Origin of the sequence: Bradyrhizobium sp. (assembly GCF_047605465.1) — a bacterium.
In the GTDB taxonomy this organism is placed as follows: Bacteria; Pseudomonadota; Alphaproteobacteria; order Rhizobiales; family Xanthobacteraceae; genus Bradyrhizobium.
The window spans coordinates 1-23,622 of the sequence record NZ_JASGFS010000045.1; the positions used below are offsets into that span (position 1 = coordinate 1).

A 23,622-nucleotide genomic window follows, 5' to 3' on the forward strand; every position below is an offset into this window, starting at 1 on the left:
GAACTGGTCGGCCTATGAGGACATCGCCGAGTTCTTCACCAACGACATCAAGGAGATCAACGGCGTCAAGGTCTACGGCCATATGGACTATGGCAAGAAGGACCCGTCGCTCGGATGGCGTTTCACCGACGCCTGGCTGTCGATGGCCGGTAACGGTGACAAGGGCATTCCGAACGGTCTGCCGGTCGACGAGTGGGGCATCCGCATGGAAGGCTGCCGTCCCGTCGGCTCCTCCGTCGAGCGTGGCGGCGACGTCAACGGCCCGGCGGCGGTTTACTCGATCGTCAAGTATCTCGACTGGATGAAGAAGTATGCTCCGCCGCAGGCGCAGGGCATGACCTTCTCCGAGTCGGGCCCGGTGCCGTCGCAGGGCAATATCGCCCAGCAGATCTTCTGGTACACCGCCTTCACCGCCGACATGGTGAAGCCCGGCCTGCCGGTGATGAACGCGGACGGTACGCCGAAGTGGCGTATGGCCCCGTCGCCGCACGGCGCGTACTGGAAGGACGGCATGAAGCTCGGCTATCAGGACGTGGGCTCGCTCACGCTTCTGAAGTCGACCCCGGTCGACCGTCGCAAGGCGGCCTGGCTCTATCAGCAGTTCATCGTCTCCAAGACGGTCAGCTTGAAGAAGAGCCATGTCGGTCTCACCTTCATCCGTGAATCCGACATATGGGACAAGTCGTTCACGGAGCGTGCGCCGAAGCTCGGCGGCCTGATCGAGTTCTACCGCTCGCCCGCGCGCGTGCAGTGGACCCCGACCGGCAACAACGTGCCTGACTATCCGAAGCTTGCTCAGCTCTGGTGGCAGAACATCGGCGATGCGTCGTCCGGTGCGAAGACGCCGCAGGCGGCGATGGATGCGCTGGCAGCCGCTCAGGACTCGGTGATGGAGCGTCTCGAGAAGTCGGGTGTGCAGGGTGCCTGCGGTCCGAAGCTCAACCCGAAGAAGACGGCCGAGTACTGGTACGACAAGTCGGCCAAGGACGGCAACATCGCTCCGCAGCGCAAGCTCGCGAACGAGAAGCCGAAGGGCGAGACCGTCGACTACGACACGCTGATCAAGTCGTGGCCGGCGAGCCCGCCGAAGCGCGCCGAAGCGAAGTAATTCGCGAAAGCCAACGTGGCCGGGCTCGTCCCGGCCACCGTGAGATCAGGAGGCCGGGAGCGATCCCGGCCTTTTGTCGTATCGGCCTCTTGCCTTATCGATTGCCGTGATCTGAATTGGTGGGGTCATCTTCCGAAGCGAGGCTTCGCCATGCGCATGACTTTCCGCTGCGATCCCAGCCTGGCCGGCCATCTGCTGCGGCCTTTTCCGGCCCGCACGGCGCTGCCCGATTGGCTGCGCGCGATGCCGGCGAAGGCGCATTCCGACATCCACGGTCGCGACATACGCACGGTCAAGCAATGTCCGCCGTTCGTTGATGCGATGGCTCACGGGGTCATGATTCCGCTGCCGTGCGACATCAGGGTCGAGGCCGGGACCTTCTCATGGGATTGGGACATTCCCGAGCCGGCGACGTCCGGGCATCCCCGCGCGCCGCTGAGTTTTCACCCCGCGTCCCAATTCGCCGCGGCGCCGTTCGCGAATGGACGGTCCGCGATCAAGTTCAACAGTTTCTGGACCATCGAACTCGACGCCGGCTGGTCGTTGTTCGCGACGCATCCCGTCAATCGCGACGACCTGCCGTTCCGTCTCGTGTCGGGGCTGGTCGACGCCGACCGGTTTCACGACGGCGGCATCAATTTCCCGGCGGTCTGGACGCAGCCCGATTTCTCCGGCGTCCTCGAGAAGGGCACGCCGATCGCGCAGTGCTTCGCGGTGCCCCGCGAGGCGCCCGAGCTCGTGTTCGAGGCCTTCGACGAGGCCCACCAGCAGTCCTACGAGAAAGTCGTGTCCGAGGTGCTGGCCGCACCCAATGTCTACCGGAAGCATTTCCGGGCGAAGCGCGGACGCCTAACGACCTAGCGCCCGGCGCAGCGCGTCCTCGTCGAGCCACAGCCGGCCGTGGGGCGCCGAGGTCAACGCCATCGCGATGCCGCCGAACAGTTGCGGCCGGAGGCGATAGGCCCGCGCAAAGGCGCGCATGGCGTCGTCGATTTGTCCGCCCTCCTGCAGGCAGATGCCGAGGTTGAGCGCGGCTTCGGCATGATCCGGCTTGATCTCGAACGCCTTGCGGTAGGCGCTCGCCGCGCCGTCGTGGTCGCGCAGATCCTGCCGTGCGAGGCCGAGATCGAACCACACCGACGCCGGTGCCTCCGCCGTGGTGGCCTGTTCGAGCAGGCGCGCAGCGGTCGCGGGATCGCCGTCTTCCCAGGCCATTCGCCCGAGCCGTGCCGCGGCCTCGTGATGGCGCGGGATCACCTTGAGGATTGCATGCCAAGCCTCGCGCGCCTGCGGCCTCAGGCCGGCGAGATCGAGTGTGCGGGCCTTCTCGACGAAGATCTCGCGTTGCGGGTTGATGGCGATCGCGGCATCGAGATGCGCGATCGCGGCCTCAAACTTCCCTTCGGCGCGCGCGATGCGGGCGGCGAGCAGCCGCGCCGCGGCGTTGGCGGGACGCTTCGCCAGGCTTGCCGCGATGTGCAGCTCGGCCGGCGCGGTCTCGTTTCGTGAAAACAGGATGGCTGCCAGCAGATGATGCAGCATCGGGTCGCCGGGCTCCCGCGCGAGGCCCCGTTCGCAAAGTGTCCGCGCTTCATCGGGACGGCCTGCGTTGAACGCTGCCGTGGCGCGGCGAACGAGCTGCTCGGCGGTGTCATCCATCGCCGCATTAGAGCAAGGATGCGATGACGCGGCAATAAGGGGCGACGACTTGTGGTGGCCAACAACAAAGGCCGGGAGCGATCCCGGCCTTTGTTGTTTCTGACTTCGCCCCGCTGGCGCGGCGAGGTCGATCGCGAAGCCGTCGGGTGAGGGGGGACTCGCCGCGAACTCAATTGCTCCCGTTCCTGCGGAGACTCTCCCTCTCCCCGCAAGCGGGGAGAGGGAGAAGAAAAATCACTCCGCCGGCTCGGCCGCCAGCGTCGGGTAGTCCGTGTAGCCCTTGGCGCCGCCGCCGTAGAACGTGTTCTTGTCCCAGTCGTTCAGCGCCGCGCCCTTCTTCAGCCGTTCGACGAGGTCGGGGTTGGAGATGAACGGCTTGCCGAACGCGATCAGATCGGCCGCGCCGGCATCCAGCACCTTGGTCGCGAGGTCGAAATCGTAACCGTTGTTGGCGATGTAGGTGCCGGAGAAGCGCTTGCGCAGGCTCGCATAGTCGAACGGCGCGAAATCGCGCGGTCCGCCCGTGGCGCCCTCGACGACGTGGAGATAGACGAGCTTGAGCGCGTTGAGGCCGTCGACGATGTAGTCGAACAACGCCTGCGGATTGGAATCGGCGATGTCGTTCGCCGGCGTCACCGGGGAGATGCGGATACCGGTGCGGTCAGCGCCGGCTTCGGCGGCAATCGCCTTGGAGACCTCAAGTGTCAGCTTCGCCCGGTTCTCGATGGAGCCGCCATAGGCGTCGGTGCGCTTGTTGGCGCCGTCCTTGGCGAACTGGTCGAGCAGGTAGCCGTTCGCGCCGTGGATCTCGACGCCGTCGAAGCCGGCCTCCAGCGCATTGCGCGTCGCGCGCTTGAAGTCGTCGATGATCCCGGGAATTTCGGAGAGCTCGAGCGCACGCGGCTCGGAGACGTCGGCGAAGGTGCCGTTGACGAAAGTCTTGCCCTTGGCGCGGATCGCGCTCGGCGCCACCGGGGCCGCGCCGTTGGCCTGCAGCGCTACATGCGAGATGCGACCGACATGCCAGAGCTGGATGTAGATCTTTCCGCCACGCTCATGCACGCGGTCCGTGATCTTGCGCCAGCCCGCGACCTGGTCCTTGGAATAGATGCCGGGCGTGTCCTGATAGCCCTGGCCCTGCTGCGAGATCTGGCTCGCTTCGGTGACGAGCAGGCCTGCGGACGCGCGCTGACCATAATAGTCGGCGGCCAGCGGGCTCGGCACGAAGGTGCCGGGCGCGGCGCGGTTGCGCGTCAGCGGCGCCATCACGAAGCGGTTCGCCAGCGTGATCGGGCCGAGCTTGTAGGGCTCAAACAATTTCGTCGGACGGCTCATAGGTTTGCTTTCCAGCGGTGAGAGGTACGCAACACTTGTGCATCGCGGCGCAACGCGCAAGGGAGCAGCCATGTCGAAAGTGCAGCCGGGCTGCCCGCAGGCGCGGGCATAGCATAATTCATGTGCAATTCCGGCCGCGGCGACAGGTTCGACCTCCGCCGCGACCGTGCGAACCGGACGATCTCAGTTGGCCCCGAGGAAGTCGCGCTTGCCGATCTCGATGCCGTTGTGGCGGAGGATGCCGTGGGCGGTCGCGGCGTGGAAATAGAAGTTCGGCAGCGAGAACGAGCTCAGGAATTGCTGCCCCTTCATGGTGATGGATTTGTCCGGACCGGCGGGGAAGGTGACGTCCTTGGCGTCCGCGCCCTCGAACTGCTCGGGCTTGAACGATTTCACATAGTCGATGGTCTTCGCCAGCGCAATGCGCCTCGGCCTTGGTGAGCAGTCCGGTCAGGCTGTTCAGCATCTGCAGATAGGCGGGGACGACGGCGTCGTAAAAGGACATGTGATGCTCGCTTCGATGATGGAGGATGTCAGGAGAAAACCTGAGCTCCAGACATGGGAGCGGCATGGCAAAATACAATCGTGAAAATGCCCCTGGCAGTGCGAAAATTCCAAGGAATTGATGTGGGGCTGACATCGTCGACCCCCACACGCACCGCCATCATCGCCCGGCGCGACCAGGCGATGCAGTATTCCCGGACGGCGGTGATCGCCTCGATGAGCTGCGGCGTATCGGATGCCCCCGCCGGAGCCGTCATCGGGCTCGCCGAAGGCGAGACCCGGCGGCCTGGCATCATCGAGAGTGGGCCACCCCCTACCGCACGGTCGCCTGGGGCTGTGCCTGCGCCGTGCCCCCGCGCATGCGGGCGAGCAGTTCGGCGGTCGGCCAGGAATCGGCGGGCAGGCCGTATTTGATCTGCATCGCCTTCACGGCTGCGCGGCTCTGCTGTCCCAGCACGCCGTCGATCTTGCCGACATTGAAGCCCGCGCGCACGAGCAACTGCTGCAATTCCTTCAGCTCGTTGAACGGCAGTTGCGCGACCGGTGCGGATGGTTTGCGCATCGGGGCCGCGCCGGCGATGCGGGACGCGAGGTATCCGGCCGTGGTCGAATAGATCAGCGAGTTGTTCCATTCGGTGTAGGCCGCGAAGTTCGGATAGGCCATGAAGGCCGGGCCGTTGCGGCCCATCGGCAGCAGCACCGAGGCGGCGAGATTGTCGTTCGGCAGCGGACGGCCATCGGGATAGCTGACGCCCAATTGCGCCCATTTCGATCGCGGCTGCTGCACGCTGAGGTCGGTCTGGTCCCACGGCAGGTTGGACGGCACCTTGATCTCTTCCAGCCATGGTTCGCCGCGCCGCCACTTCAATCCGTTGGCGATGTAGTTCGCCGTCGAGCCGATCACGTCGGCCTCCGAGCGCAGCAGGTCGCGGCGGCCGTCGCCGTCATAGTCGACGGCATAGTTGACGTAATGCGTCGGCAGGAATTGCGTCTGGCCGAGCTCGCCGGCCCATGAGCCGATCATCTCGTCGGGTGTGAGATCGCCGCGGTCGATGATCTTCAGCGCCGCGATGGTCTCGTTCACGAACATCTCGGAGCGGCGGCAGTCATAGGCCAGCGACACCAGCGATTTCAGCGTCGGCAGATTGCCCATGTTCACGCCGAAGTCGCTCTCCAGCCCCCAGAACGCGGCGATCACCGCCGGCGGGACGCCATACTCCTTTTCGGCACGCGCAAATGCGGCTGCATGTTTCTTGATGTGCTGCTGGCCGTTCTGCATGCGATAGGGCGCGGCCATGCGGCCGGCGAATTCGGTGAAAAGCTGGCCGAACACGCGTTGGCCACGGTCGCGATTGACGATGCCCTGGTCGTAGACGAGGTAGGGCGAGGCCTCCGCGATCGTCCGCTGCGAGACGCCGGCGGCAACCGCCTGTTGCTTGACCTCTGCCAGGAAGCGATCGAAGTTCGCGCCGTTGTGGCAGGAAGCCGCGCGCGGCGAAGGCGCGGTGGCCCTGGGTGCCGCGGGCCTTGCCGGCGGCGGCGCCGACTGGGCAAAGGCCGTGGCGGAGCATGCGAGGAGCGCGGCGGCCGCGATCGGAAATCGGGTCTTGAGCATGAAAGTTCCGGCAGGGAGGGGGGCGATGGATTCGGCCGAAGTCTAGGTGAAGTGACGGCCTCAGGCCATCCTTTCCATGCCACGGAAGCGCGGGGAACACGAGCGAACGGATGTCGCGCCGGCCTATCCGAACAACCGCATCAGCAGCGCTTTTCCGACCGGAAGTGCCCTGACGCCCCGATAGGCTCGTACATACTCGCCCGCATAGAACGCCCTGATCGCATGCACGCGCGTGTCCATGCCCTCCTCGAAGCGCACCGCGAAGCCGTCGGTGGTCCGACGCACCACCGTCGCGGCGATCGAGCGGCCATAGATGCGGCATTCGACCGTGCTGCCGAGTGCCGGCGGATCGGGATCGATCAGCCGCGCGCCGGTGATCGAGATATCGGCGAGCCGTGCGAGATGCGATTTGCCGTCGTGGCGCAGCAGGATCGGCTCGTTGCGGTCGAAGCGCTCCGCCTTGCGCTTGCGCGGCTGCTCGATGCAGACGAAGCAGACCACTGTGAGGATCAAGGCGTTGTAGAGGCTCCAGGCGAGCGCCAGCCCGCCATAGGCGATGTTCTCGCCGCGCAGGTGCAGGATGAAGGCATAGCCGATCGCCGCAAGCGTGATCAGTAGCGCGCTGCCGTAGAGCCGCAGCAGCGGCCATTCGACGAATCTCCGGTCGCGGTCGCCGCCCTTCGCCGTGACCTTGAACTTGTGTCCCTGCGGTTTGGACAGGCCGGTCGCGACCGCCTTGAGTATCGCAGGCGCGGCGATGAGCTGCGATACGTCCGTCATCATGGCCAGCGAACGGCCGCGCGACAGCCACGCCATGCTGAGGCTGTGCCAGACATAGAACGGCAGGAAGAAGCGCAGCAGCTCGATGAGGTCGGCCTGGACGGCCTTGATCCCGAACAGCAGGAACAGCCAGGGCACGATCAGGCCGGCCACCTTCGAAGCGTAGACCACGCTCCAGCCCATGAAGGAATCGATCAGCGAGAGGCGGTCGACGAAGGAGAGTTTCGAATTCCGCGAGAACGGTCCGCTGCGCCCACGCACGATCTGCATGAAGCCGAGGCACCAGCGGGCGCGCTGTGTGATGTATTCCTTCAGCCCTTCGGGCGCGAGCCCGATCGTCAATCGCTCGTTGAGATAGACCGTGTTGAGCCCGTATTCCTTCAGGCGAAGGGTGACGAGATAGTCTTCGGTCACCGAGTCCGTCGGAAATCCGCCGATCCGCATCAAGCCGGGGTAGCGGATGAGCGACGAGGTGCCGCAGCAGAAGGCGACGCCCCAGGCGTCCTTCGCCGGCAGCAGGATATCGAAGAAGAATCGCTGCTCGTCCGGCCAGACGTCGGTTGCGGCGAGATTGGTCTGGATCGGATCCGGATTGACGAAGTGCTGCGGCGTCTGCACCACGCCGACCGACGCATCATCCATCAGGGAGACCGTGCGCGCGAGGAAGTCCGGGCGCGGCACGAAGTCGGCATCGAGGATGGCGACGAAGGCCGGCGGCTGCGGCAGTTCACCGACATGCGCGAGGGCGTGGTTGATGTTGCCGGCCTTGGCATGGCGGTTGTCGGGCCGGGTCAGGTATTCGCAGCCGAGTTCGCCGGCGAGCCGCCGCAGCCAGGGGCGTCGGCCGTCGTCCAGCACCCATACGCGGTAATTGCCGTACTCCATGCCGGTCGCGCCGATGATCGTGCGTTCGAGGATCGATCGCTCCTCGTTGTAGGTGCAGATGAAGACGTCGATCGGCGGCGCGTGCGGGTCGGTGGCGCGGCCGTCGATCCTGGCCGCGCCGGTGCGGTCGATCGTCCGGCTCAGGAACAGCAGGGACAGTGCCACCGCGACGAGCGAGGTGACCTCGAGCAGCATGAAAGGATAGCCGATCACGGTGTCCGCGGTCAGATGGGGCGGAGGCAATGTCGCGGTCATCCGCCAGTAGAGATAGCGGAGCAGGAAAACCAGCGACACGATCGCGAGGAACGAGCGCGCCATCGTGCTGTCGCGCCTGAGCAGCGGCACGATCGCCATGAAGGCGCCGAGCACGATGAGCCCGGGCGTCAGTGCCGCCATCATTGCACGGTCCCGTGACGGTCGAACACGACGCGGCCGGTGCGTCCCACGGTGCAGGTCTGGGCTGCGGCATCGCGAAGTGCGACGGTCACGCGGTATGGCTCCTTGTTCAGCGCATCCGGATTGATGGCGAGATTGGCCGGCGCGCCGGCCGCGCCGGTGAGGTTGACCACGGTGCCGGAAATCCGCTCTCCGCCGTCGTTCGGCTCGAAGGTAGCGTGGTCGCCGAGCTGCAGGCGGTTGTAGACGCTTTCGGTGACGTTGGCGGTGATGACCGCGCCGCTGCAATCGAGCACCTTGAGCAGCGGTTGGCCGGCCTGCACGTCTTCGCCCGGAGAGGTCATCATTTCCCAGACGCGTCCAGCGACCGGCGTCGTGATGTTGGCTTCGGACAGGTCGGCGAAGCGGACTTCTTCGGTGATGATCTCGTTGGCGAGCCAGGCGATCTCCGTGTCGGTGCGCGCGAGATCGGCCTCGAGATCGCCGGCACGCTGGCGCATCTCTTCCTCGCGCTGTACCGAACTCGGGCGGTCGTTATAGCTGTCGCCGAGGAACGAGCCGTTCTGGGCGGCCGCGAGCTCGACCTTGGCGGCGTCGAGGCGCTTGCGCGCGCCGAGCTCGGTCTGCTGCGAGACGGAGAGCTCACGCGTCAGTCGCGCCAGTTCGACCGTCGAGACGTTGCCGGATTTCGCCAGTGACGATGCGCGGTCGACGGCGGCGCTGGCCTCGTCCCGGCGCGCGGCCGCGGCTTCGATCGAGGTCTGGATTTCCGCGATGCGAGCTTCGAGCTGGAGCACGCGTCCTTCGCGGAATTGCGCCGCCTGCCGCGCCAGATCCTTTTGCGACGCCTGCGCCGCGGCGAGCTTGGTGGCGAGGCTCGGCCGCTCGTTCTCCAGACGCGATTTCTGCCGCCGGAGATCGTCGAGACGGGTACGATCGCCGCGCGAGTTCACGACACGCAGGATCACGGTCCCGGCGTCGAGCTTGGCCTGATCGGAGATGCGCTGGGCAGCCGCCACGCGTCCGCCGATCGGCGTACGCAGGGTCACGATACGGGAGTTCAGCACGGCCTCGACGCTCGAATTCTCCCAGACCGCGCGTAATGGCAGCCAGCCAAACACGGCAATGATGGCTAGTCCGATGGCGATCTTGGCGCCACGGCGCAGGCGCGGCCAGCGCCGTCCCGATTCCGGCACCGGCTGCGTCTCGGGCGCGAGGCCCGGCTCGTCATTGGCGAAGAGCTGTTCGTGCAGCGCGTCCTGCAATCCCTTGGCATCAGTCTTCGCTTCAGTCTTGCTGTCGCTCCTGGCGTCGTGCGGGGAGGGCGTGGAAGCGGAGTCGACGGAAGCGGCGCGCGAGCGGTCCATCATGACGGTCACCTTGGAAGACGGGATGCCAACGGAACCGGACAATGCGCGAGGGCTGCGCGGCGTGCCCGGTTACCGCGGATTAAGCCGAAGCCGCGCTTTCCAAGCTGCTAAGCGTCTGCACGGGGTTTTGTGCAAATCCAGATCAAACTTTAGCTATGATGGAGGGGCCGGCATCGCGCCGCGTGTCTGCGGCTCCGCGACGCATCATCTTGCGCGCGCTGTCGGCGTCCATAGGTGGAGGCTGCCGGGCCAAGGTCCGGCCGCCCTTGGATGCCCTTGGGAGATAGGTATGAACTACTTCCGCACCGCAATGCTTCTTGCGGGTCTCACAGCCCTGTTCATGGGCGTGGGCTACCTGATCGGTGGCGCCTCCGGCGCGATGATCGCGCTCGTCGTTGCGGCCGCGACCAATCTCTTCGCGTACTGGAACTCCGATCGCATGGTGCTGTCGATGTACGGTGCCCACGAGGTCGACCGCTCGACGGCGCCGGAGCTCGTCGGTCTCGTCGCCGAGCTCGCGGGCCGCGCCGGGCTGCCGATGCCGCGCGTGTTTCTCATGGACGAGGCGCAGCCCAACGCGTTCGCGACGGGACGCAATCCGCAGAACGCGGCGGTCGCCGTGACCACGGGATTGATGCGCCAGCTCAGCCGCGAGGAGCTTGCCGGCGTGATCGCGCACGAGCTCGCGCATATCAGGAACCACGATACGCTGCTGATGACCATCACCGCGACGATCGCCGGCGCGATCTCCATGCTCGCGCAGTTCGGCATGTTCTTCGGCGGCAATCGCGGCAACAACGGTCCCGGCATCGTCGGCTCGATCCTGATGATGATCCTCGCGCCGCTCGGCGCCATGCTGGTGCAGATGGCGATCAGCCGCACCCGAGAATACGCCGCCGACAATCTCGGCGCGCGCATCGCCGGCCAGCCGATGTGGCTGGCGTCGGCGCTGGTGAAGATCGAGAACGCCGCGCATCAGGTGCCCAATATGGAGGCGGAGAGAAATCCGGCGACCGCGCACATGTTCATCATCAATCCGCTGTCGGGACATGGCGTGGACAGCCTCTTCGCCACCCATCCTTCGACGCAGAACCGCATCGCGGCGCTCCAGCAGCTCGCAGCCGAACTCGGCGCGCATGCGGCGCCGTCGGTCGGCGCCAACGAGAACACTCCGCCGCGCGGGCCCTGGGGCCGCTCGTCCTCACGCGGCCCGTGGGGATGAGGCGCAAGCCTCAGTCCCGGCTCTTTCGGAAATTGCCGCCGGCTTTGTGAGCTGGCGCACAAAGGATCGTCCGGCCCGGTGCTAACACGGGTGCCTGACCGTTCTTTCGAAAGGGGATGCGTGGCCGGCTTGATGCCGGCCGCCGTCGAACATGACCAAAGCTGCCGTGCCATTCCTGATCGTTCTGGGCGTGCTCGTCGGCCTGTCGACGCATACGGTCGTCAATTGTGGTGACGAGGACGAGCCAGACATCTGTTCGGCCGTGATCGGCTTCAGCCCCTTCCGCGGGCCGCTGATCGCCTTCGCCTATGAGGGGCGGGGACGCATCGCGCTGCGCCATGGCGACTGGCAGCGGGCCATCGCCGATTTCAACGAGGCCATCCATCTCAATCCCAATCGTGCGTCGCTCTATCGCGACCGCGCCCGGGCGCACAGGCGCAATGGCGAGATCGAGCTTGCCATCGACGATTACGACCAGGCGATTGCGCACGACCCCCGGCTCGCCACGCCCTATCACGAGCGCGGCCTTGCGCTCGCGGCCAGCGGCGATCTCGACCGGGCAATCCTGAGCTACAACACGGCGATCCGCCTCGACCCGTCGGATGCGCAGGCCCGCCTCGACCGCGGCCTGGCGCTCCTCGCGCGCGGGCAGGCCGACGATGCGCGGGCCGATTTCGAAGCGGTGCTGACATTGCCGGCCGGCAAGGACGGCCGACAGCACGAGGCGGCGCGCGCGAAGCTCGCCGAGCTGTCGAGTGAGGAGTCCGCTCCCGTCTCCATGCCGCGGTAGCGGGGGCCGCCTCTATCCCGGGATGTGTCGCGCCTGCGGGCGAAGCGGCCACGGGCCACCTTGCCCGACGACCAAGAACGTGGATGCCCGGGACAAGCCCGGGCATGACGACCTCTGTTACATCTTCAGGCGCGACTGCCCTGTGCAGGGAAGTGGGAAGGAGGCGCTTATTTCGCCTGCTTCGTCTTCTTGGCGTTCTTCGCCTTGGCCGGCTTCTCCTTTGCGGGCGCCTTCTCGGCCTTCTCCACGACCGGCGCGCTTGCGGCAAGCCGCATCGACCGCGCATAGCTGTCGGCGACGTTGTCGGCGGACATCTGGAGGCGCCGGGCGGCGGAGGTGGCCTGATCCATGGTGGCCTTGGCCATCATCTTGAAGCGGTCGCGGCTTTCCTTGCCCTTGGCCTTGGCTGCAAGACCGTTGAAGCGATCCCGCCGCTCCTTGGCGCGGGTCATCAGGCCCGTATGCAGTTGTCTGGCCAGTTGCCGGATCACGACATCCAGGTCGGCGTCCGCCATGTTGTTCTTTCCCCTTCGAAAACAGTCACACCAAATCGGTGCGCGGGACTATGCAGATCAGGCCCCACCTTGGCAATTCCGGACGCACCGCGATTGCAATCTTCCGGTTTACAAAATGAAAAGGCCGCGTTGTGCGCGTCTTTCCGCCTGGTTCGGGCCCGGCGGCCGAGATCGCGGGCAGCGGGGTCGTCGCCGCCGAGCGGAGCGGCCGGCGCGTCTCCGTCGTCGATCTCCTGTGCCGCAAGACTGCGTGAGGCTGCCTGTCGACGCGATCATGTCCGATCCCGCAGGCCGTCGCGGTGACGGATGTTTCGGATCGAAGCCTGCGGCAAATCGGCATAGCACGGAACTGCAGCAGGGCATCGGCGATTGGTCTGAGTTAACTGACCCATCGGAGACCAAGTCTGAAATGAAGAAACTTCTGTTCGGAGCCGCCGCCGCATCGCTTCTGTTTGCCGGCCCCGCACTCGCCGAGCGCATCGTGATCAAGGACGGGCATCGGCATCATCATTCGCAATATCGGCATCACAACCCCCACCGCGCCTACAACCAGATGCACTGCCGCACCGTTGTGGTCAGGGATATTCGTCCGAGCGGCCGCGTCGTCGTGCGCCACGTCCGCCGCTGCTTCTAGCAAAATACCCGGGAGCTCCTCGCTGGAGGGGCTCCCTCTCTTTCCAAGGACGCGTCTCGGTCAGGCCGACCGCGACGATCCGCAAATCCCCTCACAATTCCCGTGCATTCGAGAACGCGAACGAGCTGACGCGGCGCGTCGTCTCGTCCAGGATCAGCGTGCGCGTGATCGGCGGCTCGGCACGCTGGGCGCAGTTCTCGCGTTCGCAGAGCCGGCAATTGACGCCGATCGGCGTGCCTTCCGTTCTCTCCGGGTCCATGCCGGCGGCGTAGGCGAGCCGTGCGGCGTGACGAATCTCGCATCCGAGGCCGATGGCGAAGCGCGGCTGCGGCAGGGGATGCGGCGCCACCGGCCGGCGGACCATCTGCGCGATCGAGAAATAGCGTGTGCCGTCGGACAGCTCGATCACCTGTTTCAGCAGCCGGTCCGGCGTGTCGAAGGTCGAATGCACGTTCCACAACGGGCAGGTGCCGCCGAACTTGGAGAACGGGAAGGTGCCGGACGAGAAGCGCTTCGACACGTTGCCGGCATTGTCGACGCGCAGCAGGAAGAACGGGATGCCGCGCGCATTCGGGCGCTGCAGGGTGGTCAGCCGGTGGCAGACCTGTTCGAAGCCCGCATTGAAGCGCTGCGCCAGCACGTGGATGTCGTAGTTCAGGGCCTCCGCGGCGGCGAGGAAAGCCGGATAGGGCATCATCACCGCGGCGGCGAAGTAATTACCCAGCGTGATGCGGAAGAGGCGCCGCGGCGCCTCGTCCAGCGGGCCGGAGCGGCCGATGATGGTTTCCAGATGTTGCGCGCATTCGCCGAGGCCGAGCTGAAAGGCGAGCTGGAATGCGCGGCCGGGCAGGTCGACCAGCTCCGAGATCAGCAGCTGGCGGCGATGCCGGTCGAAGCGCCGCAACGTCTCGCGCATCACGTCGACCGGCATGATCCGGGTCTGGATCGAGTGCTTCTCGCGCAGCCGCGCGGAGAGCGCCGCGTAGAGCCCTTCGGCGGGCACGTTCAGCTCGTCCCGCAGGGTCTCGGCGGTCTGCTCGAGCTCCGGAAAATAGTTGCGGTTGGCCTCGATCAGCTCGCGCACGCGTTCGACCGGGTTGGCCTCGTAGCGCGTGCCGACGTCGCGGTCGGCCATCTGGGCGGCGGCCAGCGTCTCGCCCTGGCGGGCCTCGGTATAGGCCGCATAGAGCCGTTGCAGCGCGTGCGTCACGCCGGGGCAGAGTTCGGCGAGGTCGCGCAACTCCTGCTTGGGCACGTCGATCTGGCGGAACAGCGGGTCGGAGAAGATCTCGTTCAGTTCGGCGAAGAAGCGGTCCTCGTCGGCGGTGGCGAGGTCGCGCAGGTCGAGATCATAGGTTTCGGCCAGCCGCAGCAGGATCTGCGCGGTGACGGGACGCTGGTTGCGCTCGATCAGGTTGACGTAGCTCGGCGAGATGCCGAGCCCTTCGGCGATCTGGGTCTGTGACAGCCCCAATTGCTGGCGAATGCGCCGGAAGCGCGGGCCGACGAAGAGTTTCTTCCCGGAATCGGCGGGCATTACAGGGTCTCCGAAGGCGTTAAGGACAGACTACCTGACCTAATAATTTACAAAATTTACAAAATTACATTAGTTACATGTTCTGATGTTACATGACATCACCATTCAAATACAAGACCCCTGTACGAAGTTCTCTTTCTCGCGTTTAGCTTCTGACACGCATTTCGCAATGCATTGTCAAAAGTGTCGATGGAGAGGACAATGGCGAAGAGTTTTGATCAGCTGGTTCCGAGCGCGCCGAAGGGCCGTTTCGATGGCATTCAGCGCCCCTACAGCCCGGCCGAGGCGGAGAAGCTCCGCGGCTCGTTCCCGATCGCCTATACGCTGGCCGAGCGCGCCGCCAACCGCCTGTGGGATTCCCTCCACAAGATGCCTTATGTGCACTCCCTCGGTGCCGTGACCGGCAATCAGGCGATGCAGCAGGCGCGTGCCGGGCTGCCCGCGATCTATCTCTCGGGCTGGCAGGTTGCGGCCGACGCCAACACCGCCGGCGCGATGTATCCGGACCAGAGCCTCTATCCGGCCAATGCCGGCCCCGAGCTCTGCCGCCGCATCAACCGCGCGCTGCAGCGGGCCGACCAGATCGAGCATTCGGAGGGCGGCGCCAAGATCGACTGGTTCGTGCCGATCGTCGCCGACGCGGAAGCCGGCTTCGGCGGTCCGCTCAACGCGTTCGAGATCATGAAGGCCTATATCGAGGCGGGCGCGGCCGGCGTTCACTTCGAGGACCAGCTCGCGTCCGAAAAGAAGTGCGGCCACATGGGCGGCAAGGTGCTGATCCCGACTGCGGCGCATGAACGCAACCTGATCGCGGCGCGCCTCGCCGCCGACGTCTGCGGCACGCCGACCTTCGTGATGGCGCGCACCGACGCGGAGAGCGCGAAGCTGATCACCTCGGATGTCGACGAGCGCGATCGCGAATTCATCACCGGCGAGCGCACGGCGGAAGGCTTCTATCGCCTCAAGCCCGGCACCGGTGTCGACCACTGCATCAAGCGGGGCCTCGCCTTCGCCAAATACGCCGATCTGCTGTGGTGGGAGACCTCGACCCCGAACCTCGACGACGCCAGGCGCTTCGCCGAGGCGGTGCGCAAGGAATTCCCGAACAAGATGCTGGCCTACAATTGCTCGCCCTCGTTCAACTGGGAAGCCAACATCGACAAGGACACCATCGCCAGGTTCCAGCGCGAGATCGGGGCCATGGGCTACAAGTTCCAGTTCGTGACGCTGGCGGGCTTCCACTCGCTCAACCACGGCATGTTCGAGCTGGCCCGCGGCTACAAGAACGAAGGCATGGCGGCCTATTCCCGCCTGCAGCAGGCCGAGTTCGCCTCGGAGAAGAACGGTTACTCCGCCACGCGCCATCAGCGCGAGGTCGGCACCGGCTACTTCGATCTTGTCTCGACCACGATCTCGGGCGGCCAGTCGTCGACGACGGCGCTCCACGACTCCACCGAAACCGCGCAGTTCAGGACTCGCGGTCCGGACATCAAGGTTCAGGCGGCTGAGTAAGGCCGGCCACATTAGAGGAGACTGAAAAAATGACCAAAGGCAGCAATTTCTGGGTTATCGGCGGCGAATTCGGCTCGATGAACTTCCACAAGCTGGTGGAGGGCTCGGCCCAGGTCAAAGGCCCGTTCAAGACCCGCAAGGAAGCCGAGGACTGCTGGCGCGAAGTGTCGGAAGAGAGCCGTCACAAGGCCGGCGTCCGCTTCTCGATCGTGGAGGAGCCGCACCGCGCGCCGGCCGCCTGAGGCATCTGCCGGCATGAATTGAAGAAGACGTCCAAGGATGGATGGTCCCATCCGGCGCGAGCCGGGTGGGACCGTCTATTTTTGGCACAGGCCACGCGTCCGTGGCCGCGGTAAGTATCTGGAATGATAGGGCCTTTGCTGGCGTCTTGGTTGCTGATAGGTTAACCGCAATGTTTGAGGACGAGGCCGGCAATGTCAGAGCCCGAGACGAGCGAGACCCACGCCATCCAGCCGCGCCCGGTGCGGCTGCGCGATGCGCTGTTGCGGGCGCGGATCGAGGCCGCCGACCGGACCGGGGTCGTCATCGACCTGCGCGACGCCGAACTCGCACGGCTGGAGATCCTCAACGACGCGCTCGATCCGCTGTTTGCCGAGGTGCCCGAGCAGGTCGACCTGTTCGACCGCGGCATCAGCCAGGGTGATACGCCCCGGCTCTGGATCGACGCCGTCGCGCACGTCGTGATGGGCCGCGACAAGCGGATGTATCGCTTCGTTCAAGACACCCGTTTCGGACGCATCCTGCTTGCCGAATCGCACGACACCTCCGTGATCGTCGATGCCGTGACCGATTATGTCGCGCGCCGCATGATCGAGCGCGAGCATGCGATGGTCGCTTTGCCCGAGCCGAAGCCCGCCCCGGCGGAGCCGCCGCGCCGCTCGCGCGTCTGGCCGTTCCTGTTCGGCTTCCTGCTCGGTGCCGCGGCCCTGTTCGGTTTCGCGCTGTTCGCGGCCTTGCGGAGCTCGTGACGCCGTCATTCCGGCGCGCGTCGGCGCGAACCCGGAAGCCATTCATCGCCATGCGCTGCCGTGCGATGGATTTCGGGCTCATGCCTAGCATGCCCGACATGACGGCGCACTAGATCAATTGCGCGCGCTTGATTTCCCGGATCTGCAGGCTGTTGTTCAGGCTTCGCACGATCTGTTCGCAGCGCCAGCCGGTGTTGTCCTTCTCGATCGCGAACAGATTGTAGGCCGCGGCCGGATGGCGCCCGTGGGCGAGCGCGGAGGCCGAGGGGACGCCGATCGCGGGAATGTTGCCGTTGGGGCCCTCGAACCACATCGTCGAATGGATATGGTCGTGCCCGTGCAGGACAAGTTCGACGCCGTGGCGCTTCAACAGCGCCAGCAGCGCGGCCGAATCCGTCAGCCGCTTCTGGCGCGCGCCGGACTTCAGCGGGTGATGCACCAGCAGCACGCGAAAGACATCCTCCTCCTTCAGTCGGATGAGGATTTGTTCGAGCGCGGCGAGCTGATCGTGTCCGAGCGTGCCCGTCGCCATCAGGGGCAATGTCGGCACGGCGCTGGAGAGGCTGATCAGCGCGACCGGGCCGCGGCGGCGGATGGCGGGAAAGCCCGTGCCGCCGTCGTCGCCGGCAACATAGGGCGCGAAGGTCTCGCCGAAGCGGTGGCGCGTGGCGCGGACATAGGCGTCGTGGTTGCCGGGAATCGTGGTGACGCGATCGGGCGGACCGACGCCGTCGAGCCAGGCGCGCGCGGGCGCGAATTCGGCGTCCAGCGCCAGGTTGACGAGATCGCCGGTCACCGCGATGTGGTCGGGCGTTTGCGCCCGGATGTCGGCGACCAGCGCATCCAGCACCTCGCGGCGCTGGTACTTGTGACGGTTGCGCGTCCAGTTGACGTAGCCGAGCGCGCGCTTGCCGGCGAGCTCGATCAGGCTCGGCCGCGGCAATGGCGGCAGATGCGGATCGGACAAATGGGCGAGCGTGAAAGGTGCCATCGATTGCGATTGCCTCGCTATTCCCCCGCTGTAATGGCAAGGTCGCGCTGATCACGCAAGGGAAGCCTGAAGGGGCGCCGAGGGGACCTGATGGCGGGACGCCTGGACCGGATACGACGAAAATGCGAGCCGCTGCTGCGGCGATTCTTTCACACCTATTTCCTGCTCGTCCGCGGCATGACCCTCGGTGTCCGCGCCGTGGTGCTGGATGGGGACGACAGGATCTTCCTGGTCAAGCACAGCTACGTTGCGGGCTGGTATCTGCCCGGCGGCGGTGTCGATCTCGGCGAGACCATGGAACAGGCGATGCGGCGCGAGCTCAAGGAGGAGGGCGACATCGACCTCACGGCGGACGCCGTGCTGCACGGCATCTTCCTCAACAGCCATGTGTCCCGCCGCGATCATGTCGCGGTCTACGTGGTCAGGCATTTCCGCCAGGAGCGCCTGCCGGAGCCCAACCGCGAGATCGTCGAATGCGGGTTCTTCGCGGCCGACGCGCTGCCCGAGGGCACCACGCCCGGCACGCGGCTTCGGATCGCGGAGGTGCTGGAGGGCAGGCCGCCGATCGCGACGTGGCGGTGAGCGCAGCCTGTGCTAGTAACCCGCCCGGACGAACGCCACGGAAACCGGATGAAGATCGCCAAATTCGCCTTCGGCCTGATCTGCCTTGCGATCCTCGCCAGCAACATCGTCACGATGTCGCGCTGGAGCGAGGCACGCGGCGTGTATGACGACATCTGCTATCTCAGGCAGGCGCATCTTTTCCAGCGCTTCGGCGTCCACGGGCTGAACACCGACGCAGCGAGAGACGACGACCACCATTTCGAAGGCCGGATGAAGGAGATCGGCTTTGCCGAATGGGCGGACCCGATCCGCTGGCCTTGTCACAATCCGATGCCGAGCAGCAAGATCGTGATACAATACCCTCCGGGCACGGGATTTTTGCTGTCGCTGTTCCCCGAGGGCCATCAGGTCGTCCCGCTCTATGTCGCCGCGAGTCTCATCGTGTGCGGGCTCGCACTGTTCGGCATCTTCATGGCGCGGACGCCGGTATCGGTGGTCGGCGCAGGTGCGTTTGGTGCGCTCGCGGTCTATCTCATGATCAATCCGGCCAAGGCGAGCTATTCGGTCGCGCCGACCATGGCGGTCTGTGCCGTCGCGGGCTACCTGACCGCGCTCTGGCTGCGCAGGGAGAAACGCAGCGTGCTGCTGATCGCGCTGATTGCTCTGCTGCTGGGAGCCTCGGTCAATTTCAGATTGCCGAATGCGCTGCTGGTGGCGGGCTACGCGCTCTTCCTCGGCATCTCCTTCCTGCGGTCGCGGACATGGGCCGATCTCGTGCAAGGCGTTGGCTTCATCGTCGGCCTGCTCGCCGGCGTGACGCCGACATTGATTGCCCAGGCCATCAATGCCGGAAGTCCCATGGCGACGACCTACGGCAGCGCCGACGTGGTTGCGCCGGCCTTCGATCTGGCCACTCTCGGCCGCTATCTGCGCGACATGCAGTTCGTGCTGATCGTGCTGGCGCTGGGATCGACGGCGTGGCTGCTGCGGCTGGGTGAGGGAGGCGCACGCCGGGTCGCACTCGTCGCCGCCGGTAATCTCGCCGTCAATCTCGTCTTCTTTCTCAGCCACCCCATTTTCACCCCCTATTACGTGGTGCCGATCGCGATGCTGTCGTTGTGGAGCGTCTCGTTCGCCTGGCTGATGCAGCCACAGGAATTGCGTCAGGCCTCGTCAGTCCGGCGCAGGCCGGCGAGTCTGGAGGCGCTGCCGCGATGACATCGGCGCAACCCTGCATCGCGGTGCTGGTGCCCTGCTACAACGAGGAAGCGGCGATCGCGACCGTCGTCGCCGGCTTCCGCGCGGCGCTTCCGTCGGCACTGATCTACGTCTACGACAACAATTCGCGCGACCGTACCGCGGCCGTCGCCCGCGAGGCCGGCGCTATCGTGCGCAGCGAACGGCGACAGGGCAAGGGGCACGTCGTCCGCCGCATGTTCGCGGACATCGAAGCCGACGTCTACGTGCTGGTCGATGGCGATGCGACCTATGACGCGCCGAGCGCTCCACGCATGATCGACAAATTGCTCGACGAGCACCTCGACATGGTGGTCGGGCTTCGCATCGACCAGGCGCAAGCCGCCTATCGCCTTGGTCACAGGACAGGCAACCGCATGCTGACCGGCTTCCTGGCGTGGACCTTCGGTCGCGATTTTCAGGATATCCTGTCCGGCTACCGCATCTTCTCGCGGCGCTTCGTCAAATCCTTTCCGGTGTTGTCCGACGGTTTCGAGATCGAAACCGAGCTCGCCGTCCATGCACTGGAGCTGTCATTGCCGGTCGCCGAGGTCGAGACGCCCTATTACGCCCGTCCCGAGGGCTCGTTCTCGAAGCTGAACACCTGGCGCGATGGTTTTCGTATCCTCGGCACGATGCTGAAGCTCTACCGCGCGGAGAAGCCGCTGCGCTTCTTCACCGCGATCGGAGGCGTGCTGGCGGCGCTGTCGGTCCTGCTTTCGATCCCGATCGTGGTCACATATCTCGAGACCGGGCTTGTGCCGCGGCTGCCGACCGCCGTCCTGTCGATGGGCTTGATGATCATGGCGATGCTTTCGGTCTCGTCCGGCCTCGTCCTCGATACGGTGACGAGAGGGCGTCGGGAGATGAAGATGCTCGCCTACCTGTCCAATCCGGCCCTGAAAAGGAACTGAACGTGCCCCCGGGCTCCGATGGACCTTGGCGCGCACAGATGCTATCCCGCGAATTGACATGAACGATCTCTCACTGACCATCCTTCCCGAAGCTGCCGGCGACGCCCAGGCGATCGAACGGCTGCATGAGCGCACTTTCGGCCCCGGCCGCTTCGTGCTGAGCGCCTATCGCATCCGCGAGCACGTCGACCATCTGCTGGAGCTGTCCTACACCGCGCGCGTCGGCACGCTGCTGATCGGCTCGGTGCGGCAATTGCCGGTGCTGATCGGCGAGACGCCGGCGCTGCTGCTCGGGCCGCTCACCGTCGAGCCGCCGTTCCGGGGCCGCGGCGTCGGCCGGCTGTTGATGGATCGCGCGTTGAAGGACGCAAAGGCCGCGGGGCATAGGCTGGTGCTGCTCGTCGGGGACGAGCCCTATTACAGCCGCGTCGGCTTCAAGCCGGTCCCCAAGGGCCGCGTCACCATGCCGGGCCCGGTGGACGCCGCCCGCATCCTTGTGTTCGAACTCGTCGACGGCGCGTTCGAGGGCGTATCGGGGCCCGTGGGCCCCGACTGGAGCAAGGCGCGGGGTTAAAAGCGTGATCTTGGAAAGCGCGAGGCGCCTTTCCGGAAGAATCACGCTTCGGCAACAGGCTGAACCGATGACGATTCAGCCTGCTCTCACCCCGCTTCAGAACCGCTGCGAGACACCGAAGTAGAAGCCTCTACGCGGGCCGTATTGCGGGGCGAACACGCCGATGCCGGAGCCGTCGCGGATCTGGTAGATCGTGTCGAAGACGTTGACGACGTCGAACCGCAGTGTCGTCGGCTTGTTCGGCGCGACGATGTTGAAGTCGTGCGACAGGCCCATATTCACCTGCGTGTAGCCCGGCAGGTGATCGGTGTTGGCAAAGCCCGAGCGGAGGCCGCTGCCGTAGATCATCGAGACGCTGTAGCGCGTTCCATCCCACAGATAGGAGGCGCCGGCCGACGCCGTCCACATCTGTGCGTGGTCGGTGTAGATGTAGTGGGTCGCGATGTAGCTGAGTTCGTCCTGGCCGAACAGATACTGGTTCGACACCACGTTGGTCGCGACCTGCTTGGCCCAGGCGAAGTTGGCGTAAGCGCGGAAATTGCCGTTGTTGTAGGTCGACTTGACCTCGACGCCGACATTGTCTGCGCGGTCGTAGTTGAATCCGCTCAGCACATAGGCCGCGCCGAACTGGCCGTCGTCGAGCAGGTCGCGCGCGATCTTGTAGTAGCCGTCGACGCCGACCTCGAGGCCCGGGATCGGATAGATCTTCTGCACCACGCCGACGTCGAACACGTGCGACCGCTCCGGCAGGACCGGGCTGTTCTGCCCGACTTCCGGCGTCTGCGTGTTGGCAGGCGCGTTGGGCGGCGTCACCAGCGCGAGGTTGACCGGCGCCGCGATGACCTGCGACGGCGGCGTGAAGTTGCGCGCGTATCCCGCGTGGAACGTCGTGCCTTCGAACGGCTTCCAGGTCACGCTGACGCGCGGGCTGAGCTGGTTCGCATCGACATATTGATACATCTGGTCGAAGCGCAGGCCCGCGTTCAGGGTCAGGTTGTTGGTGATCTTCCATTCGTCCTGGACGTAGGCGCCGAGCAGCCAGCCGGTCTTGCTGTTGGAATCGAAGACCGAGAAAGGCGCGTCGATCGTGCCGGCGTCGGGGTCCGTGGGGTCGGCCAGCGGCAGCACGGTCGATGCGCTGTTGACCAGCGTTCGCTCCGCGCTCACCGAGAAGCCGAAGCGCAGCGTGTGGGCGTAGCCGACGCGCCAGGACGTGTCCTGCTGGATGCCGTTGACCACGCTCTGGCGGTAGATGTCCGAGGACACGCCGTTGAACACGAGATCGCCGATCGGGTCCGGATAGAAGTGCAGCTGGCTGTAACGGTTGAAATAGGAGGTCTGCGTGTCGAATTCGCCGTTCGAGGTCTGGTAGGCCACGACGTTGAACTGGTTGAACTCGTTCTGGTGCTCGTTGAGCCGGGACGAGTCGAAATTCGAGACGCCGTAAGCCGTGAAGTTCGGCGTCTGGCCGGGATTGTTCGGAATCTGGAACGTCGAGTTCGAAACGCCGCTCATGAAGGTCAGGCGGCTGTTGGGATCGATCATCGTCGAGAGATAGAGAAAACCCCGCTCCTGGTTGGTGCGGTCGTGGATCGCGTTGACCGAAGGGGTGGGGTTCTCGATGCCGAGGTTGTTCTGGAGGAAGCGCCCCGACATGAAATACTGGGTCTGCCCGACCGTTCCGCCATATTCCACGTTGGTGGAGATCGTGCCGTTGCTGCCGCCATAGACGCCGACCACGCCCGTATTGTTGAAGGCGTCGGCCTTGGTCTGGATGTCGAGCACGCCCGCCGTTCGCAGCCCGTATTGCGCGGGCAGCGCGCCTGTGAGCAGGCTGAGGCTGCCGACGATGCCGGTGTCGAGGATCTGGCCGAACGCGCCGACGCCGTCGGGCAGCATCACGCCGTTGATGCGATACTGGAGATTGGCGTGCTCGTTGCGGACGTGCAGATCGCCGCTCGCGGCGGAGTCCTGGGTCACGCCGGGGAATTGCAGCAGCACCTTGTCCAGCGAGGCGTTGGTGCCCTGAGGCAGCGCCTCGATCGCCTGGCGCGTGAGCGTGTGGGTCGAGGCCGCGCCCGGCGCGAGCACCGCCTGGCGGGCCGCGTCGAATTTCTCGTGCTGGCCGGCGACGGTCTGCGCCTCGGTCTGGGGCTGCACCTGCGGGGTCTCGCGCCGCTTGTCGCTGATGACCCGGACCTTGGGGCGGCGCGGCGGCTGGGTTCGCTTGGGAGCATCGACCTCGATGCCCGGCAGCGTCGTGGCGCCGCCGGTCGCGGTCTGCGCCGTCGCGCTGCCGCCGAGATAGAAAAGCGTGAGTGCGGCGAGGCCCGAGCCCGCCAACATCGGTCGTAATACTGGTCTTGAAGACAGCGACATTATCCTGATTCCGATCAGGCACCGCCATGCTCGCTCTGAAGCACTGAAGGCGGCACCACCGTCGATCCGCGACGGGTCAATTTCGATAGGCCTTGAAGATCGGCGCAAGGACG

At 65.6% G+C, this 23,622-nt stretch carries 21 protein-coding genes and 2 pseudogenes; 12 read left to right on the plus strand and 11 right to left on the minus strand.

Features of this window, described 5'->3' with window-relative positions; translation table 11 throughout:
• Positions 1-1,108, plus strand: a pseudogene (locus tag QM712_RS25940) (carbohydrate ABC transporter substrate-binding protein); the annotation flags it as partial.
• 150 nt (positions 1,109-1,258) lie between these two features.
• Positions 1,259-1,969: a hypothetical protein gene (locus QM712_RS25945; RefSeq protein ID WP_415025997.1), complete on the plus strand. Its 711-nt coding sequence runs from the start codon at positions 1,259-1,261 to the stop codon at positions 1,967-1,969.
• Here the strand turns inward: QM712_RS25945 and QM712_RS25950 are convergent.
• The 7 genes and pseudogenes from QM712_RS25950 to QM712_RS25980 all read right to left on the minus strand — a co-directional run bounded on the left by QM712_RS25950 (position 1,958) and on the right by QM712_RS25980 (position 9,652).
• Complete coding sequence (locus QM712_RS25950) at positions 1,958-2,767, minus strand: tetratricopeptide repeat protein (RefSeq protein WP_415025998.1); 810 nt, start codon at positions 2,765-2,767, stop codon at positions 1,958-1,960. The two genes, QM712_RS25945 and QM712_RS25950, sit on opposite strands and share 12 nt — an antisense overlap.
• 234 nt (positions 2,768-3,001) lie before the next feature.
• Positions 3,002-4,102, minus strand: a complete 1,101-nt coding sequence (locus QM712_RS25955; RefSeq protein WP_415025999.1) for an alkene reductase — start codon at positions 4,100-4,102, stop codon at positions 3,002-3,004.
• A gap of 183 nt (positions 4,103-4,285) precedes the next feature.
• Positions 4,286-4,607: pseudogene (locus tag QM712_RS25960) on the minus strand (DUF1993 family protein).
• Positions 4,608-4,635: 28 nt separating this feature from the next.
• Positions 4,636-4,863, minus strand: a complete 228-nt coding sequence (locus QM712_RS25965) for a hypothetical protein (RefSeq protein WP_415026000.1) — start codon at positions 4,861-4,863, stop codon at positions 4,636-4,638.
• A 56-nt stretch (positions 4,864-4,919) separates the two neighbouring features.
• Entirely contained in the window at positions 4,920-6,221 is a 1,302-nt protein-coding gene (locus QM712_RS25970) for a lytic murein transglycosylase (protein WP_415026001.1), read from the minus strand.
• A 123-nt stretch (positions 6,222-6,344) separates the two neighbouring features.
• The gene (locus QM712_RS25975) at positions 6,345-8,285 is read right to left on the minus strand and encodes a glycosyltransferase (protein ID WP_415026002.1); all 1,941 of its coding nucleotides are present in this window, start codon (positions 8,283-8,285) and stop codon (positions 6,345-6,347) included.
• Complete coding sequence (locus QM712_RS25980) at positions 8,282-9,652, minus strand: HlyD family secretion protein (RefSeq protein ID WP_415026003.1); 1,371 nt, start codon at positions 9,650-9,652, stop codon at positions 8,282-8,284. Before QM712_RS25980 ends, QM712_RS25975 begins: the two co-directional genes overlap by 4 nt.
• 289 nt (positions 9,653-9,941) lie before the next feature.
• Between QM712_RS25980 and htpX the strand changes: the two genes are divergently transcribed.
• A complete protein-coding gene (gene htpX, locus QM712_RS25985; protein ID WP_415026004.1) occupies positions 9,942-10,874 on the plus strand; it encodes a zinc metalloprotease HtpX in 933 nt (310 codons plus the stop codon).
• A 151-nt stretch (positions 10,875-11,025) separates the two neighbouring features.
• The gene (locus tag QM712_RS25990) at positions 11,026-11,664 is read left to right on the plus strand and encodes a tetratricopeptide repeat protein (protein WP_415026005.1); all 639 of its coding nucleotides are present in this window, start codon (positions 11,026-11,028) and stop codon (positions 11,662-11,664) included.
• 167 nt (positions 11,665-11,831) lie between these two features.
• Here QM712_RS25990 and QM712_RS25995 read toward each other — a convergent pair whose 3' ends face one another.
• Positions 11,832-12,179: a hypothetical protein gene (locus QM712_RS25995; protein WP_415026006.1), complete on the minus strand. Its 348-nt coding sequence runs from the start codon at positions 12,177-12,179 to the stop codon at positions 11,832-11,834.
• A 274-nt stretch (positions 12,180-12,453) separates the two neighbouring features.
• Between QM712_RS25995 and QM712_RS26000 the strand changes: the two genes are divergently transcribed.
• Entirely contained in the window at positions 12,454-12,813 is a 360-nt protein-coding gene (locus tag QM712_RS26000) for a hypothetical protein (RefSeq protein ID WP_415026007.1), read from the plus strand.
• Between the two features lie 91 nt (positions 12,814-12,904).
• Here QM712_RS26000 and QM712_RS26005 read toward each other — a convergent pair whose 3' ends face one another.
• Positions 12,905-14,350, minus strand: coding sequence for a helix-turn-helix domain-containing protein (locus tag QM712_RS26005; RefSeq protein WP_415026008.1), 1,446 nt, complete (start codon positions 14,348-14,350; stop codon positions 12,905-12,907).
• A gap of 201 nt (positions 14,351-14,551) precedes the next feature.
• Here QM712_RS26005 and aceA point away from each other — a divergent pair, with 201 nt between their 5' ends.
• The 3 genes from aceA (at position 14,552) to QM712_RS26020 (ending at position 16,851) form a co-directional block, all read left to right on the plus strand.
• On the plus strand, positions 14,552-15,862 hold the full coding sequence (aceA, locus tag QM712_RS26010) for an isocitrate lyase (protein WP_415026009.1): 1,311 nt from the start codon (positions 14,552-14,554) through the stop codon (positions 15,860-15,862).
• Between the two features lie 29 nt (positions 15,863-15,891).
• Positions 15,892-16,104: a hypothetical protein gene (locus tag QM712_RS26015; protein ID WP_415026010.1), complete on the plus strand. Its 213-nt coding sequence runs from the start codon at positions 15,892-15,894 to the stop codon at positions 16,102-16,104.
• A 192-nt stretch (positions 16,105-16,296) separates the two neighbouring features.
• Positions 16,297-16,851 (plus strand): hypothetical protein, encoded by a 555-nt coding sequence (locus tag QM712_RS26020; protein WP_415026011.1) that lies wholly within the window; start codon positions 16,297-16,299, stop codon positions 16,849-16,851.
• 109 nt (positions 16,852-16,960) lie between these two features.
• On the opposite strand, the gene QM712_RS26025 is transcribed toward QM712_RS26020, so the two are convergent.
• Positions 16,961-17,842, minus strand: coding sequence for a metallophosphoesterase family protein (locus QM712_RS26025; protein WP_415026012.1), 882 nt, complete (start codon positions 17,840-17,842; stop codon positions 16,961-16,963).
• Between the two features lie 90 nt (positions 17,843-17,932).
• Here QM712_RS26025 and QM712_RS26030 point away from each other — a divergent pair, with 90 nt between their 5' ends.
• Genes QM712_RS26030 through QM712_RS26045 form a run of 4 tightly spaced genes read left to right on the plus strand, consistent with a single transcriptional unit; the run spans position 17,933 to position 21,130 of the window.
• Entirely contained in the window at positions 17,933-18,424 is a 492-nt protein-coding gene (locus QM712_RS26030) for an NUDIX domain-containing protein (RefSeq protein ID WP_415026013.1), read from the plus strand.
• Between the two features lie 48 nt (positions 18,425-18,472).
• Complete coding sequence (locus QM712_RS26035) at positions 18,473-19,624, plus strand: hypothetical protein (protein ID WP_415026014.1); 1,152 nt, start codon at positions 18,473-18,475, stop codon at positions 19,622-19,624.
• Positions 19,621-20,556, plus strand: coding sequence for a glycosyltransferase family 2 protein (locus QM712_RS26040; RefSeq protein ID WP_415026015.1), 936 nt, complete (start codon positions 19,621-19,623; stop codon positions 20,554-20,556). Before QM712_RS26035 ends, QM712_RS26040 begins: the two co-directional genes overlap by 4 nt.
• Before the next feature lie 58 nt (positions 20,557-20,614).
• On the plus strand, positions 20,615-21,130 hold the full coding sequence (locus tag QM712_RS26045) for a GNAT family N-acetyltransferase (protein WP_415026016.1): 516 nt from the start codon (positions 20,615-20,617) through the stop codon (positions 21,128-21,130).
• Between the two features lie 96 nt (positions 21,131-21,226).
• On the opposite strand, the gene QM712_RS26050 is transcribed toward QM712_RS26045, so the two are convergent.
• Entirely contained in the window at positions 21,227-23,476 is a 2,250-nt protein-coding gene (locus tag QM712_RS26050) for a TonB-dependent receptor (protein WP_415026017.1), read from the minus strand.
• Positions 23,477-23,622: the final 146 nt, after the last annotated feature.

What these genes read in the sequence shown, in the direction of transcription:
- QM712_RS25945 (WP_415025997.1), top strand. Translation starts at nt 1,259, where the DNA reads ATGCGCATGACTTTCCGCTGCGATCCCAGCCTGGCCGGCCATCTGCTG.
- QM712_RS25950 (WP_415025998.1), bottom strand. Translation starts at nt 2,767, where the DNA reads ATGGATGACACCGCCGAGCAGCTCGTTCGCCGCGCCACGGCAGCGTTC.
- QM712_RS25955 (WP_415025999.1), bottom strand. Translation starts at nt 4,102, where the DNA reads ATGAGCCGTCCGACGAAATTGTTTGAGCCCTACAAGCTCGGCCCGATC.
- QM712_RS25965 (WP_415026000.1), bottom strand. Translation starts at nt 4,863, where the DNA reads ATGACGGCTCCGGCGGGGGCATCCGATACGCCGCAGCTCATCGAGGCG.
- QM712_RS25970 (WP_415026001.1), bottom strand. Translation starts at nt 6,221, where the DNA reads ATGCTCAAGACCCGATTTCCGATCGCGGCCGCCGCGCTCCTCGCATGC.
- QM712_RS25975 (WP_415026002.1), bottom strand. Translation starts at nt 8,285, where the DNA reads ATGATGGCGGCACTGACGCCCGGGCTCATCGTGCTCGGCGCCTTCATG.
- QM712_RS25980 (WP_415026003.1), bottom strand. Translation starts at nt 9,652, where the DNA reads ATGATGGACCGCTCGCGCGCCGCTTCCGTCGACTCCGCTTCCACGCCC.
- htpX (WP_415026004.1), top strand. Translation starts at nt 9,942, where the DNA reads ATGAACTACTTCCGCACCGCAATGCTTCTTGCGGGTCTCACAGCCCTG.
- QM712_RS25990 (WP_415026005.1), top strand. Translation starts at nt 11,026, where the DNA reads ATGACCAAAGCTGCCGTGCCATTCCTGATCGTTCTGGGCGTGCTCGTC.
- QM712_RS25995 (WP_415026006.1), bottom strand. Translation starts at nt 12,179, where the DNA reads ATGGCGGACGCCGACCTGGATGTCGTGATCCGGCAACTGGCCAGACAA.
- QM712_RS26000 (WP_415026007.1), top strand. Translation starts at nt 12,454, where the DNA reads ATGTCCGATCCCGCAGGCCGTCGCGGTGACGGATGTTTCGGATCGAAG.
- QM712_RS26005 (WP_415026008.1), bottom strand. Translation starts at nt 14,350, where the DNA reads ATGCCCGCCGATTCCGGGAAGAAACTCTTCGTCGGCCCGCGCTTCCGG.
- aceA (WP_415026009.1), top strand. Translation starts at nt 14,552, where the DNA reads ATGGCGAAGAGTTTTGATCAGCTGGTTCCGAGCGCGCCGAAGGGCCGT.
- QM712_RS26015 (WP_415026010.1), top strand. Translation starts at nt 15,892, where the DNA reads ATGACCAAAGGCAGCAATTTCTGGGTTATCGGCGGCGAATTCGGCTCG.
- QM712_RS26020 (WP_415026011.1), top strand. Translation starts at nt 16,297, where the DNA reads ATGTCAGAGCCCGAGACGAGCGAGACCCACGCCATCCAGCCGCGCCCG.
- QM712_RS26025 (WP_415026012.1), bottom strand. Translation starts at nt 17,842, where the DNA reads ATGGCACCTTTCACGCTCGCCCATTTGTCCGATCCGCATCTGCCGCCA.
- QM712_RS26030 (WP_415026013.1), top strand. Translation starts at nt 17,933, where the DNA reads ATGGCGGGACGCCTGGACCGGATACGACGAAAATGCGAGCCGCTGCTG.
- QM712_RS26035 (WP_415026014.1), top strand. Translation starts at nt 18,473, where the DNA reads ATGAAGATCGCCAAATTCGCCTTCGGCCTGATCTGCCTTGCGATCCTC.
- QM712_RS26040 (WP_415026015.1), top strand. Translation starts at nt 19,621, where the DNA reads ATGACATCGGCGCAACCCTGCATCGCGGTGCTGGTGCCCTGCTACAAC.
- QM712_RS26045 (WP_415026016.1), top strand. Translation starts at nt 20,615, where the DNA reads ATGAACGATCTCTCACTGACCATCCTTCCCGAAGCTGCCGGCGACGCC.
- QM712_RS26050 (WP_415026017.1), bottom strand. Translation starts at nt 23,476, where the DNA reads ATGTTGGCGGGCTCGGGCCTCGCCGCACTCACGCTTTTCTATCTCGGC.